Origin of the sequence: Paenarthrobacter sp. CCNWLY172, from assembly GCF_037402035.1 — a bacterium.
Classification (GTDB): Bacteria; Actinomycetota; Actinomycetes; order Actinomycetales; family Micrococcaceae; genus Arthrobacter.
This window is the reverse complement of sequence record NZ_JBBEGB010000002.1, coordinates 42934-55310: the sequence shown is the minus strand read 5'-3', so window position 1 is coordinate 55310 and position 12377 is coordinate 42934. Positions and strand designations below refer to the sequence as shown.

Genomic DNA, 12377 nt, shown 5'->3' with positions numbered 1-12377 from the left:
CATGGTTCTCGGAGCCGCAGAATCACCGGTCCTCTCCTTCGATGTTGGCGGGACTGACATCAAGGCCGGCTTGGTGGATGCCCGGGGGACAGTCCTGGGCATGCGCCGGGTTCCTACACCATTGGATCCTGCCCGTCCCGGCGAGGCGGTCCTGGACAGGCTGGCCCAACTCAAAACCGAGTTGGCTGCCGAATTCCCGGACGTCCCCGCCAAAGCGGCCGGCATCATCGTCCCGGGCATCGTGGACTCCGTGGCCGGCATCGGTGTCTACTCTGCCAATCTCGGCTGGCGTAATTTCCCTTTCACGGCCGAAGCCGAAAAGCGCCTGGGGATTCCGGTGGCGTTTGATCATGATGTCCGGTCCGCTGCCGCTGTGGAACACACCTTTGGTGGTTCCAAAGAGTTCAAGGACGTTGTGGTGATGGTGGTGGGGACCGGCATCGCCGCAGCCGTTTTCTCCGGTGGCAAGGCGGTCACCGCTGGCGGCTTCGCCGGTGAGCTTGGCCATGCCCAGGTCCCGGACCCCGACGCCGGACCTGGCTCCCCGGGTTCCACCATCCTGGAAGCAGTCGGTTCGGCCGGTGCCATCGCCAAGCGCTACTACAAGGCGTCCGGGAACAGGGTGAACGGTGCCCGCGGAGTCCTGCTCAGGGCCGGAGACGGCGATGAACTGGCCGCGCGCATCTGGGCGGATGCCGTGGATGCCCTCGCCTTCACCATCTGCCAGTGCGTCAACATCGTGGGAACCGAAGCGGTGGTAATCGGCGGTGGCCTCGCTGAAGCCGGTGACGAACTGCTGGAACCCCTCCGGGCCAAGGTGGACGGCATCCTTGACTTCCAACGACGCCCACAGCTGATCCGGGCCGAACTGGGGCAAGACGCCGGCCTGCTGGGTGCAGCCCTGAATGCGCGGGCACTCCTGGGAGCAACACAATGAAGCGAGCCAACGTGAACCGCATCATCACCGTCACCGCCAATCCGGCCATCGACATGACCTATGCCGTGCAGGGAATCACCGAGGGCGCCAGCCACCGTGTGCCCACCCCTCTGAGCCGGGCCGGCGGCAAGGGCATCAACGTTGCCCGTGTGACACACCAGCTGGGCTACCCTGTCCTGGCCATCGCACCCACCGGCGGCGCCGCCGGGCAGACCCTTGCAGCTGAGCTCTGGACCAGCGGCGTTCCCCACGCCCTGGTAGGAGTCGCTGCCGAGACCCGCCGCAGCATCGCCCTGGTGGACACGGTCGCCGGCGAAACGTCCATCTTCAACGAGGAAGGCCAGGCGCTCCTGCCGGACGACTGGCGCTCACTCAGGATTGCGGTGGTTGAGGCCGTCAGCGGAAACCGAAACCTGCCGGCCTCCGTCCTGGTCGGTTCGGGAAGCCTGCCGCCGGGTGCTCCAGGAGATTTCTACCCGGAACTGGTGCGCCTGGCCCACGATGCCGGCATTCCGGCCATCATCGATACCTCCGGCCCCGGAATCATCGCCGCAGCCAAAGCGGGTGCGGACATCCTCAAACCGAATCACCACGAGTTGGCCGAAGCGACCGGGGAGTCCAGCCTTGAAGCAGCCGCGCTCGCCCTGATCGACATGGGCGCCCGGACGGTACTCGTCAGTGCCGGCGCGGACGGCATGCTCGCCTTTGATCACGCCGCTCCCGGTGGCTACTGGAGCGCGCGCCTGCCTGAAGCGCTGAGCGGCAACCCCACAGGGGCGGGCGACGCCGGTGTGGCGGCTGCCGCCGTCGCACTCGCCGAAGGCATCACGGAACCGCGCGAAATACTCCGCCGGGCCACCGCGTGGTCCGCCGCTGCCGTGCTCATGCCGGCCGCCGGCGAAATTTCACCGCGGTACCAGGAACTTCAAGACCAACTGATCGTGACATGGAAGGAGACCCGGTGACCCTGGTCAACACACGGGAACTCATGGACAGGGCCGCGGCTTCCGGCACAGGCCAAGGCGCGTTCAACATCATCCACATCGAAACAGCCGAGGGCCTGGTGGCCGGCGCCGAAGCGGCAGGTGTTCCGTTGATCCTGCAGATCTCCGAAAACTGCGCCAAGTACCACGGCGGGCTCGAACCGATTGCGTCAGCCGCCCTGGCGATCGCCCGCTCCGCCGCCGTCCCGGTGGCCCTGCACCTGGACCATGCGGAGTCCGAGGACCTCGCTCTGGCTGCGGTCGACCTGGGATTCGGCTCCGTCATGTACGACGGCGCGCATTTGCCGTACGAGTGGAACGTCGAAGTCACCCAACGTGTCGCCGCCTACGCCCACCAGCGCGGTGTCTACGTGGAGGCCGAGCTCGGGAAAGTGGGAGGCAAAGACGGTGCCCATGCCCCGGGCGTCCGGACCGACCCCGCCGAGGCCCAGGATTTCGTTGAGGCCACCGGTGTGGACGCGCTCGCCGTGGCCGTTGGTTCCTCCCACGCCATGACCGAACGAAGCGCTTCACTGGACCTCCACCTGATCACCCGCCTGAAGTCCGCGGTCGGAAAACCGTTGGTCCTTCACGGCTCCTCAGGCGTCACAGATGAGATGCTCGTAGCCGCTATCGGCGCGGGTATGACTAAAATCAACGTATCCACACATTTGAACGGGTTCTTTACCCGCGCCGTCCGTGAGTACCTCGATGCCAACCCTGCCGTGGTGGATTCCCGGAAGTACCTCAAGGCCGGCCGGGATGCCCTTGTGCTGGAGTCCGCACGTATGCTGACGCTGTTCGCCAAAGCGAAATAGCTCCGAACCCGCGAAAGGCTCGTCATGACGCGCACCGATCGGCTGACTGCCATCCTCGATCTCCTGGCCGAGTCCGGCCATGTGGAAGTCGAGGACATCGTGACGCGTCTGGGCGTGTCACCGGCCACGGCCCGTCGAGACCTGGACAGCCTCGCCAAGCAGAGGTTGCTCAGCCGGACCCGGGGTGGGGCCACCACCGGATCGGTGGCTTATGACCTCCCGGGCCGCTACAACCGTGACGACCACGCCCAAGCCAAGCAGGATATTGCCCAGGCGGCGTCCGCGCTGATCCGCCCCGGTGCTGTGATAGGCCTCAGCGGTGGCACCACCAACACCGCTCTGGCCCAGTTGCTCTCCACCCGCGAGGACCTCAACGCCCCGTCCAACAGGCCCACGCTGACGGTGGTGACCAACGCCATCAACATTGCCTCGCAACTGGCGGTCCGGCCCAACATCAAGATCATGGTCACCGGTGGCATCCTGAATCCGCGCTCCTACGAGCTCGTGGGTCCCTACACGGATGTCATCATGCAGAAAGTTGCTTTGGACATTGCGTTCATCGGCGTCAATGGCGTGGACCCGGACCTCGGTCCTACCATCACCGACGAGGGCGAGGCCATGGTCAATACTGTGATGGCACGGCGCGCCACGGAGTCCTACGTGGTGGCTGACTCCTCCAAAGTGGGCCGCCGCTCCTTCGCAGCCATGGCGGGCTACGACTTCAGGCACCTCATCACCGATGCCGGAATCAGCGCAGAGGACAAGGCTGCCTTCGAAGCCAAGGGCACGGAAGTCATCGTCGCATCAGCCGGCTAGCCACCGGCAAGCCGGGTGCATTGCCTAAAACCGCATTCTGGGTGCGTGCAGCACCGAATCGTCAACATCCCTGGGCACCCACTGGCTGAACGGTGAATCGAGGCTGTACTGGCCGTCGTCGTTCCTGACCAGTGTGCGCAACTCAGCGTTATCCGGGTTGTTGAGGGATTCGAAGTATTCAACCGTCCAATGGAACCAGCGCATGCAGAACAGGCGCATGGTCAGTCCGTGCGTCACCAGGAGAGCGTTCGGCGCGTAGGTGGGCTTTTGCCAATGGCGGTAGAGCGTCTCCATGAAGGACGACACGCGGTCGTACACATCGGAACCCGATTCGCCCTCGCGGAACCGGTAGAAGAAGTGGCCGTAGAGATTGCGGAGCTCCTTTTGATCCTCGATCTCCCCGGCAATCTGGAAGTTGGCCCAGTCCTGCTCACGAAGCCTGGGTTCCTCAATGACGCGTTCTATCAACGAGCCCAGATTCAACGCCTCCAAGGTCTGGTAGGCCCTCAAATACGGTGAGACGTAGACGCAGACCTGTTGCCCGTCGAGCCTGCGGCGAAGGTCTTCACCGGCAATGCGGGCTTGCTCCACACCGAGTTCCGTGAGGGGGATCCGGTAGTCCGGCACACGGTTGTAGATGGACGTGTCGGCGTTTGCGGCGGACTGGCCATGCCGGATCATGAAAATTCTTGCTGGGGCACCCATCCCACCAAGCATAGGGTGGGTACATGTTCCTTGCTTCCCGCCGACGGCTGCGCGCCGAAGTACTGATTGTGCTGGGCCTGTCCCTCGGCCAGTCGGCCGTCTATTCCGTGGTGCAACTTCTGGACAAGATGACGCGGGCTCCCTTGGCCGACGCCACCTCAACCCTGAACCGGTCCCAAAGCACCCGCGAGTACTTTGACCTTACCTACCAACTGTTGGACATCATCTTCGCCCTGGTGCCTGTGGCTCTGGTGTTCTACTTCCTCTCCGCGCATATCCAGGCAAACCGCGACGGCGACAACGGCTCGGCGTTCGCCCGGCTCGGCTTCAACTTCGCCCGGCCGGGCAAGGACCTGCTCCACGGTGTGGGCCTTGCTGCCGTGATCGGAATTCCGTCTCTGGGCCTCTACGCCGCCGGCCGGGCCCTCGGCATCACCACGGCGATTGTTCCCAGCGGCCTGGACGCCTACTGGTGGACCGTGCCAGTGCTCATCCTCTCTGCCATGCGGCATGCGGTCGTGGAAGAAGTGATCGTGGTGGGGTACCTCATGGACCGTTTCGGCAAATTCGGTTGGAGCATGCCCGTGGCCATTGTGGTCAGCGCGGTCCTGCGGGGGAGTTACCACCTGTACCAGGGCTTCGGGCCGTTCATCGGCAACGTGGTCATGGGTCTGGTGTTCGCGTGGATCTATACCAGGACCAAGCGGGTGATGCCCTTGGTGATTGCCCACGCGCTGCTGGACATTGTGGCGTTTGTGGGCTTCAGCCTGTTCGGCAAGGCGGTCGGCCTGGGGTAGTGCGCTTAAACATATCCGGCCGCCATCGGTGGGTGACGTCATTGGCACCCGCTGATGGCGGCCGAAGTTCTTACCGGACAGGGATGACCGGTGCCGGGACGACCCCGGATGGACGGGGCGGTCAGATGGTGACTGCTCCTGAGGCGGTTTCGAAAGTTACTGACATGATTCCCGGAGTGCCGTGCGGTGCCATCCACTGGACAGCGACGTCCTCAAGCGGCTTTTCCACCGGTTCTCCGAGCCATTCGGTGACGCGTTCCGCCGAGCCCGCAATGGTGAGGCTGGACATCTTGACGTCGCTTTCGTAGATCCTGGACGGGTGCAGTGAGGGGTCGCCCTCCCACTTGAGCAGGTACGGCACCTGGGGATCTGCGATCAAGCCCAGGATGCCGATCTGTTGCCAAACCAGTTCGCGGCCGTCGGGGAACTTGCGGTTGCCCGGAACAGCTGAGCGGCCAAGGCGGTCCTCAAACGGTGCCAGGTCGTCAACAGCGACGCACCAGCCCATCCAGCCACCACCGGCGGCCGAGCGGGCACGAACTGCCTGGCCAAAGGGTGCTTTGTCGGAAGCGGGGTGGTCCAGGACCTCCACCACTTCCAAGTACTTGTTATCCGCAAGGGGAATGATCATGTTCCGGGTACCGAAGCGCGGGTGCACTCCGCCCCGGACAGCGTCCACTCCCAGTGCCGCGGAAATTCGTTCGGTAGTGGCCAGAAGGCCATCTCGTTCACAGGCGTAAGAGACGTGATCCATGCGCATGGCTTCATCTTGGCACTTTGTGATCGGGGTCTCAGCTAAGTCAAGCCTAACTAAGGTGGGATGTGCATAACCGGTGCCGTGCCGCGTCATGCGGCGACGCTGAAAGACCGAAAGATTCCACCGGCGTCACAAAGCTGTCCAAGGCTCCGGACACTTCCTAGACTGGCCCCAGCTCACACGCAGCACGTTTCCACAGAACCCATGCGCCACGAACAGGAGAACTCCATGTCCCAAGGATGGTCTTTCGAAACCCGCCAGATCCACGCAGGCCAGGAGCCTGACTCGGCCACGGGAGCACGGGCACTGCCGATCTACCAGACCACGTCCTTTGTGTTCCCCAGCGCCGAGAGCGCAGCCAACCGGTTTGCCCTGGCCGAGCTCGCGCCCATCTACACGCGGATCGGCAACCCGACGCAGGATGCCGTGGAGCAGCGGATCGCGAGCCTCGAAGGCGGCTTGGGCGCCCTCCTGCTGAGCTCCGGCCAGGCTGCGGAGACCTTCGCCATCCTCAACATCGCGGAGGCCGGCGACCACATCGTGGCCAGCCCCAGCCTGTATGGCGGTACGTACAACCTGCTGGCGCACACCCTGAAGAAGTTCGGCATCTCGGTAACCTTCGTGGAGGACCCGGACAACCTGGAGCAGTGGCGTGATGCCGTCCAGCCGAACACCAAACTGTTCTTCGGCGAGGTTGTTTCCAACCCGCGCCAGGACGTACTGGACATCGAGGGCGTCGCCCGCACCGCCCACGAGGCCGGCGTGCCACTCATCGTCGACAACACACTGTCCACTCCCTACCTCATCCGTCCCATCGAGTGGGGCGCCGATATCGTGGTCCACTCCGCCACCAAGTACCTCGGTGGCCACGGTTCCGCGATCGCCGGCGTGATCGTGGACTCAGGCAACTTCGACTTCGGCAAGGACCCGGAGCGCTTCCCGGGTTTCAACACCCCGGACCCCAGCTACAACGGTTTGGTCTACGCCCGGGATCTTGGCAAGGATGGGGCGCTCGGCGCCAACCTCTCCTACGTCCTGAAGGCACGCGTCCAGCTTCTTCGCGACCTCGGTTCCGCTGTGTCCCCGTTCAACGCCTTCCTGATTGCCCAGGGACTGGAGACGCTGAGCCTGCGCGTCGAGCGTCACGTAGCCAACGCCACCAAAGTGGCCCAGTGGCTGGAAGCCCACGACGACGTCGAATCGGTTGCCTACGCGGGTCTGCCGTCCAGTCCGTGGTACGACCGTGGCCGGAAGTATGGTCCGCAAGGCACCGGCGCCATTGTTGCGTTCAACATCAAAGGTGGCGTTGAAGCGGGCAAGCGCTTCGTGGACGGACTGGAACTGCACTCGCATGTGGCCAACATCGGCGATGTCCGCTCGCTGGTCATTCACCCGGCGTCCACTACGCACAGCCAGCTGACAATTGAACAGCAGCTGGCGGCCGGTGTTAACCCCGGCCTGGTTCGCTTGTCCGTGGGAATTGAGCACGTGGATGACATCATCGCCGACCTCGAAGCCGGATTCCGGGCCGCCAAGGGAGCCTGAATCCGGACCTGAACAATACGGCGCGACCACGCCCGCCACCTTCCTGGGAGGCCGCCCGGACCGACGATTATTCGCCGGGCGGCATTCCGGAGTGCTGCTTCGTGAACGAAAACGCCCTAAAGCGTCACACTGATGTCACATTCTTCGCCATACCCGCCCTGTATTTCCTAGACTCTTCGTATAGGTCATGAGTGCCAGCGCATAGCCCCGGCTTGCTGGCCGGCAACCCTCCTCCGCGGTGGGGTGCCCCGGGTGAAGACCTGGCCTGTTCGCACCCAAGGCGACGGGCAAGCGCGAGTTTAAGGTGTCAAAGGAATGACCATCACTGCTGCAGCCCTTCCAAAATCCGGAGAAGAAGACGGAACCGTCAAGTACGCCGCCATTGGGCCGCTGGACCTTGAAGCCGGTGGATTCCTTCCCGACGTCGTCCTCGCTTATGAGACCTGGGGGCAGCTGAACGCCGATGCCTCCAATGCCGTGCTCATCCAGCATGCCCTCACGGGCAGCACACACGTAGCCCGGGGAGCTACGGACGAAGAAGGATGGTGGGAGCAGTTGGTAGGCCCCGGTGCCACCATCGACACCACCAGGTTCTTTGTCATCTCCATCAACATCGTGGGTGGCTGCTACGGCAGCACTGGACCGTCCTCGGAGGCGCCGGACGGCCGTCCTTGGGGCTCCCGGTTCCCCTTGGTCACCCTGCGCGACAGCACCGAGGCGGAGGCGCGCCTGGCCGAAGCCCTGGGAATCGAGGCCTGGCATGCCGTGCTGGGCGGTTCCATGGGTGGCGCCCGTGCGTTGGAGTGGGCAGTGACCTTCCCAGAGCGGGTGAAACGCTGTGCCGTGATATCCGTAGGTGCCTACAGCACGGCCGAGCAGATCGCCTTTGCGCAGGCCCAAACCCTGGCCATCCGTCAGGACCCGAATTTCAACAACGGCGACTACTACGGTGGCACTGCCCCTGAACACGGGCTCGCCTTGGCCCGGCGCATCGCCCACATCACCTACCGCTCCGCACTGGAGTTGGACTTCCGCTTTGGCCGTGAAGCCCAGCACCTGGAGACACCTCTTGCCGCTGCGGTCCTGGGGGAGCGTGGCCGCTATCAGGTGGAGAGCTACCTGGACCACCAGGGAACAAAGCTCGTCCGACGATTTGACGCCAACAGCTACATCGCCCTCACTGAAGCCCTGATGTCCCACGACGTCGCACGCGGCCGTGGATCTCTGGAGGCAGCCTTGTCGCGTACCACTGCGGAGTTCTTCGTTGCGGCGGTGGACAGCGACAGGTTGTATTTCCCGGCGCAATCCCGGGAATTGGCGGCAGCCTTGCCGGGTGATGTTCCGGTTCATATCATTGAGGCGCCGATCGGCCACGACGGGTTCCTGACGGAAATCGGCCAGCTCTCAGCACAGCTCCGCGGAGCCTTCTTCGCCTAAGTTGAGTGGCCGTTGCCGGACAGTTGAGTAGCGGCTGCAGGACGCCGGGTTGGCCGCCAGGCTAGCCGTTCATGATGTCGCCGCGCTGCTTCATGTAGTCCTCCATGGCGATCTCCCCGTTGCTGAACTTTGCGTCCAGCTCTGCCAGCTTGCGGGCACGGTAGCCTTGCGGCTCCGATCCGTTGGTGGCCGGGAAAGGCGTGGGGGAGAAAGTGTTCGACGGCGGCCCGGGCTGCGGCGCGTCATCCACAGGGCGGATGACGGTCGGTTCAGACGGATAGCCGGGGTAGTTCTGCGGCGGGTAATTCTGTGCCGGGTAACCGGGGCCGGGCAGGTTCTGCTGCGGGGGATAACCGGGGCTGCGGAAGGTTCCGTTCTGGATCCGGCGCGCGCGGGATCGGTTGTACATGCGGATCCCGAGCGGAATCAGCCACGAGCAGACGATGATCCAGAAGATCAGATTGTTCACAGTGCAGGCCTCCTAGGTCGTATCCCAGCTTAGCCCGGTCGTACGGCGTGAACTCCGGCGCCTGCAATGAGGGCTTCAGAGGAGGCGGGCCTCCATGCCCAGGAACTGCCCATAGCGTTCCACTTCGGCGTCGAGGGCCATCTGTTCGGGAGGGCTTGTGGGCCGGTTCATGCGGACATCCAGGTGGCAGGCTCCGCCGGAGAATCCATGGCGCCACCATCCGGCCAACCTGCCATCCATCAGGACCACGTGCATGGGCCCGTTGTCTTCGGGGAAGTACGGTGCTGTCCCACCCAGATAGTGCCGGGACTGCGAATAGCCCATGACGTATTCGTCGTAGCACTGGATGAGGTCGATGCGGGGGAGTCCTGCGCCAGGCAGACGCGAAGGGCCCCCGGAGTTGGTGAGCTCGACGGCGTCTTCCGGGGCCAGGTAAAACTCCAGGCCGTCCATGGCGAGTGATGCCAGAGCGCCCGGCGATAGCTTGCCGGCCACCTGGATGCCCAGCTTTACGTCCTTCATGGTCAGCCCGGACCACGCGGCGCAGTCCTTGATGGTGGCGGGTCCGCGGCTGCCGAAGTATCGGAGAACCAGCGTGCCCAGGGCCTTTTCACGGTCCTCCCCGGTCAACGGCTTACGGACGAAACCCGGCACACGCTCCTCGAAGAGGGCATACGTCTGTTTCAGGGCGCCCCCGGACGAGCGCACGGGGGAACCGCTCACGAGGATGCGACTGACCTCGGCGTGCATGAGGTGGTAGATAAACCCCAGGCCCTTGCTGGGTAAGCCGGCCTGTCCCAGGACTTCGGCCAGCTCTTCGCGCGTCTTGTGGGCGCCGTTGGCGACTGCTGAGGCCAGGATCCGGCCACTGAGTGCGGACGTTTTTTCGTCCACCCCTGTTTGGCGGTACATGCCTTTGTTTCCCTGATGCAGCCGGTCCGCGGAGAGTCCCATCAGCCAGCCGAGGTCGTCCCGGTGCACAAAATGCCACGTGGGCCGCAGGATGTGCGTCCGCAGGATGGTTCCATCGGCAACGGCTTGTTCCACATCGGAGGATGTGGAAGCGGATGTCCTTTGTGCAAGGGTCCACCGCGCATACGGAAATTCCTGGGACTGGACTGCCAACAGGTTGCGGACCACGTCTCCGGCGGTCCCGGACAAAGGAGGCCGCAGTTGCTGCCGTCGCAGTCGCAGGCGCCGGACCCTCTCCGCGAAGAGGTCCGCCTTATCCGCCACTGTGGCCACCCGAAAGTCCGGCCCCATGAAACCCTGCTGGCACCATCACCTGAACGTCGCCCTAGCTCCGCGGCAGCAAGGTGCCGCTGGGGCCGAAGACAGGACCCGGCGTCGGACGCTTTGGCGTGATGCCGTCACCGGAGGACTGATGCCGGAGCCTTCGGATAACCCACGGGACAAAGTACTCGCGCGCCCAGACGAGATCCGAGGAGCGGGCCTCACGCCAGGTCCGCGGAGGCAGCGGCTTGGGCATCAGTGGTTCAAGGGTGTGCTGGACGTTGAGGGAGTCCAGGACCATCATGGCGATGGTGTGGTGTCCCAGGGGCGAGAAGTGCAGGCGGTCCGCATCCCACATTTGGTGATCTGCCAGCTGCCGCAAAGACCACATGTCCGCTATCACGGCGTCGTGGCGTGCAGCCACTGTCCTGAGGTTCTCGTTGTAGATGGCCACTTTTCCACGGATGCGCCCCAGCACCGATGCGGCGGTGTCCGGGCCGTTAAAGAGCACCACGGTGGCGCCGCCGGAACCCAGCTCGCCAACCGCGGCATCGAGTTTTTCGGCCAGCAGGTCGGGGTCGCCGCCGGGCCGGATGAGGTCGTTGCCGCCGGCTGAAATGGACACGAGGTCAGGCTGCAGTTCGAGGCAGGGCCCCACTTGTTCATCGATGATCTGCTGGAGCAGCCGGCCCCGGATGGCGAGGTTGGCGTAGGCGAAGTCGTCCTGGCCACGGCCCAGTTCCTCGGCAACCCGGTCCGCCCAGCCGCGGTGGCCGCCGGGGTTCATCGGCTCGGGATCGCCGATCCCTTCGGTGAACGAGTCACCCAGTGCCACGTAACGGCTCCACGGGTGTCTCTGAACAGGATCGTCGGGTTTCAACAAATGGTTGTTCTCACTCACGTTCATATCCTGCCCCCTGACGGCAAACCTACGCCACCGTAGGTTGTTACTGGCGGGTAACTGCAAGAATGGATCCATGACTGAAGCCCCCGCCTTCCCCGCGCCCGTTGTCCTGTGGTCCCACGAAGAAGCTGAGCGTGCCGGCAAACCCCTCCTGGTCCTGCTGCATGGCTACGGCTCCAACGAGGACGATCTCTTCAGCCTGGCCGGACTGCTCCCTGACGGATTTGTGGTGGCGGCCCTCCGGGCGCCGATGCCCATGGGACCTGGCTTCACGTGGTTCCCGCTCACGGCCTCCATCGACTACTCCTTGGATGCCGTGAAACTGGCGGCCGAGTACGCCCTTGAGTGGCTGGACACGGTCAAGGCCAATCACTCTTCGGTCACCCTGCTCGGCTTCTCCATGGGTATGGCCATGGCGACCACCATGGTCCGCTACCGTCCCGCGGACTTTGCCGCCGTCGTCGGGCTTTCAGGCTTTGTGATCGACGCCGATGGCGACGCCGCGTTCAAGGACGACGAGCTGGACGGATCGATGCCGATGTTCTGGGGCCGGGACCAGCAGGATCCTGTCATTACGCCGGACAAGATCGACTACACCATGGGCTGGGTCCGCAAGCACGTGGACCTGACCAAGGTCCTGTACACGGGCATGTGGCACGGCATCAACCAGCAGGAAATCGGGCACGTAGGGGAGTTCCTTACCCACAAGGTCCTCGCCCCCTAAGGGGCGTTGTTTCAGGCGGCAGCGATCCGCACGGTCTGGCCGTTGACCGTCACAGTGTCCCCCACGTGGAGTTGGCGGCCGCGGCGGTCGTCGATCTCGCCGTTGACCTTAACCAAGCCGTTCTTGATGAGCTCAGCGGCCTCAACTCCGTCCTCCACAAGGTTGGCAAGCTTCAGCAGCTGGCCCAGGCGGATCATGTCGTCGCGGATGGTGATGTCTTCGATTTCCGGAGTGCTCATACAGCAATGATGC

General features: G+C 64.0%; 14 protein-coding genes and 1 riboswitch. Of the genes, 8 read left to right on the top strand and 6 right to left on the bottom strand.

Annotated features, from left to right (window positions below):
- Position 1 precedes the first annotated feature (1 nt).
- The 4 genes from WBN73_RS03180 to WBN73_RS03165 are packed head-to-tail and all read left to right on the top strand — an operon-like array spanning position 2 to position 3554.
- A complete protein-coding gene (locus WBN73_RS03180) occupies positions 2-937 on the top strand; it encodes an ROK family protein (RefSeq protein ID WP_337339617.1) in 936 nt (311 codons plus the stop codon).
- Positions 934-1902, top strand: a complete 969-nt coding sequence (locus WBN73_RS03175; RefSeq protein WP_337339618.1) for a 1-phosphofructokinase family hexose kinase — start codon at positions 934-936, stop codon at positions 1900-1902. The genes WBN73_RS03180 and WBN73_RS03175 overlap by 4 nt, the downstream gene beginning before the upstream one ends.
- Positions 1884-2738 carry a class II fructose-bisphosphate aldolase gene (locus WBN73_RS03170; RefSeq protein WP_280627605.1) on the top strand — a complete coding sequence of 285 codons (855 nt, stop codon included), beginning with the start codon at positions 1884-1886 and terminating at the stop codon, positions 2736-2738. Before WBN73_RS03175 ends, WBN73_RS03170 begins: the two co-directional genes overlap by 19 nt.
- A 24-nt stretch (positions 2739-2762) precedes the next feature.
- Entirely contained in the window at positions 2763-3554 is a 792-nt protein-coding gene (locus WBN73_RS03165) for a DeoR/GlpR family DNA-binding transcription regulator (protein WP_089594303.1), read from the top strand.
- A gap of 24 nt (positions 3555-3578) precedes the next feature.
- On the opposite strand, the gene WBN73_RS03160 is transcribed toward WBN73_RS03165, so the two are convergent.
- Positions 3579-4259 (bottom strand): histidine phosphatase family protein, encoded by a 681-nt coding sequence (locus tag WBN73_RS03160; protein ID WP_242703564.1) that lies wholly within the window; start codon positions 4257-4259, stop codon positions 3579-3581.
- Between the two features lie 23 nt (positions 4260-4282).
- Between WBN73_RS03160 and WBN73_RS03155 the strand changes: the two genes are divergently transcribed.
- Positions 4283-5056, top strand: coding sequence for a CPBP family intramembrane glutamic endopeptidase (locus WBN73_RS03155; RefSeq protein ID WP_280627606.1), 774 nt, complete (start codon positions 4283-4285; stop codon positions 5054-5056).
- Positions 5057-5177: 121 nt separating this feature from the next.
- On the opposite strand, the gene WBN73_RS03150 is transcribed toward WBN73_RS03155, so the two are convergent.
- On the bottom strand, positions 5178-5816 hold the full coding sequence (locus WBN73_RS03150) for a VOC family protein (protein WP_089594306.1): 639 nt from the start codon (positions 5814-5816) through the stop codon (positions 5178-5180).
- 201 nt (positions 5817-6017) lie between these two features.
- Between WBN73_RS03150 and WBN73_RS03145 the strand changes: the two genes are divergently transcribed.
- Both WBN73_RS03145 and metX read left to right on the top strand, forming a co-directional pair.
- Positions 6018-7358, top strand: coding sequence for a bifunctional o-acetylhomoserine/o-acetylserine sulfhydrylase (locus WBN73_RS03145; RefSeq protein WP_337339619.1), 1341 nt, complete (start codon positions 6018-6020; stop codon positions 7356-7358).
- Between the two features lie 183 nt (positions 7359-7541).
- Positions 7542-7658, top strand: a riboswitch (SAM riboswitch).
- 15 nt (positions 7659-7673) lie between these two features.
- Complete coding sequence (gene metX, locus WBN73_RS03140) at positions 7674-8795, top strand: homoserine O-acetyltransferase MetX (protein ID WP_337339620.1); 1122 nt, start codon at positions 7674-7676, stop codon at positions 8793-8795.
- 61 nt (positions 8796-8856) lie between these two features.
- Here metX and WBN73_RS03135 read toward each other — a convergent pair whose 3' ends face one another.
- The 3 genes from WBN73_RS03135 to WBN73_RS03125 all read right to left on the bottom strand — a co-directional run bounded on the left by WBN73_RS03135 (position 8857) and on the right by WBN73_RS03125 (position 11404).
- Positions 8857-9264 carry a hypothetical protein gene (locus WBN73_RS03135; protein WP_337339621.1) on the bottom strand — a complete coding sequence of 136 codons (408 nt, stop codon included), beginning with the start codon at positions 9262-9264 and terminating at the stop codon, positions 8857-8859.
- A 75-nt stretch (positions 9265-9339) separates the two neighbouring features.
- Positions 9340-10527, bottom strand: coding sequence for a winged helix DNA-binding domain-containing protein (locus WBN73_RS03130; RefSeq protein ID WP_337339622.1), 1188 nt, complete (start codon positions 10525-10527; stop codon positions 9340-9342).
- A gap of 34 nt (positions 10528-10561) precedes the next feature.
- Entirely contained in the window at positions 10562-11404 is an 843-nt protein-coding gene (locus tag WBN73_RS03125) for an SGNH/GDSL hydrolase family protein (protein WP_207596940.1), read from the bottom strand.
- Between the two features lie 70 nt (positions 11405-11474).
- On the opposite strand from WBN73_RS03125, the gene WBN73_RS03120 reads away from it, so the two are divergent.
- Positions 11475-12125, top strand: a complete 651-nt coding sequence (locus WBN73_RS03120; RefSeq protein WP_207596941.1) for an alpha/beta hydrolase — start codon at positions 11475-11477, stop codon at positions 12123-12125.
- A gap of 11 nt (positions 12126-12136) precedes the next feature.
- Here the strand turns inward: WBN73_RS03120 and WBN73_RS03115 are convergent, their stop codons facing one another.
- Positions 12137-12364 carry an RNA-binding S4 domain-containing protein gene (locus WBN73_RS03115; RefSeq protein ID WP_207596942.1) on the bottom strand — a complete coding sequence of 76 codons (228 nt, stop codon included), beginning with the start codon at positions 12362-12364 and terminating at the stop codon, positions 12137-12139.
- Positions 12365-12377 lie beyond the last annotated feature (13 nt).

Excerpts from the sequence above, each read along its gene's own strand:
- WBN73_RS03180 (WP_337339617.1), top strand. The coding sequence starts at position 2 with ATGGTTCTCGGAGCCGCAGAATCACCGGTCCTCTCCTTCGATGTTGGC.
- WBN73_RS03175 (WP_337339618.1), top strand. The coding sequence starts at position 934 with ATGAAGCGAGCCAACGTGAACCGCATCATCACCGTCACCGCCAATCCG.
- WBN73_RS03170 (WP_280627605.1), top strand. The coding sequence starts at position 1,884 with ATGGAAGGAGACCCGGTGACCCTGGTCAACACACGGGAACTCATGGAC.
- WBN73_RS03165 (WP_089594303.1), top strand. The coding sequence starts at position 2,763 with ATGACGCGCACCGATCGGCTGACTGCCATCCTCGATCTCCTGGCCGAG.
- WBN73_RS03160 (WP_242703564.1), bottom strand. The coding sequence starts at position 4,259 with ATGGGTGCCCCAGCAAGAATTTTCATGATCCGGCATGGCCAGTCCGCC.
- WBN73_RS03155 (WP_280627606.1), top strand. The coding sequence starts at position 4,283 with ATGTTCCTTGCTTCCCGCCGACGGCTGCGCGCCGAAGTACTGATTGTG.
- WBN73_RS03150 (WP_089594306.1), bottom strand. The coding sequence starts at position 5,816 with ATGCGCATGGATCACGTCTCTTACGCCTGTGAACGAGATGGCCTTCTG.
- WBN73_RS03145 (WP_337339619.1), top strand. The coding sequence starts at position 6,018 with ATGCGCCACGAACAGGAGAACTCCATGTCCCAAGGATGGTCTTTCGAA.
- metX (WP_337339620.1), top strand. The coding sequence starts at position 7,674 with ATGACCATCACTGCTGCAGCCCTTCCAAAATCCGGAGAAGAAGACGGA.
- WBN73_RS03130 (WP_337339622.1), bottom strand. The coding sequence starts at position 10,527 with ATGGGGCCGGACTTTCGGGTGGCCACAGTGGCGGATAAGGCGGACCTC.
- WBN73_RS03125 (WP_207596940.1), bottom strand. The coding sequence starts at position 11,404 with ATGAACGTGAGTGAGAACAACCATTTGTTGAAACCCGACGATCCTGTT.
- WBN73_RS03120 (WP_207596941.1), top strand. The coding sequence starts at position 11,475 with ATGACTGAAGCCCCCGCCTTCCCCGCGCCCGTTGTCCTGTGGTCCCAC.
- WBN73_RS03115 (WP_207596942.1), bottom strand. The coding sequence starts at position 12,364 with ATGAGCACTCCGGAAATCGAAGACATCACCATCCGCGACGACATGATC.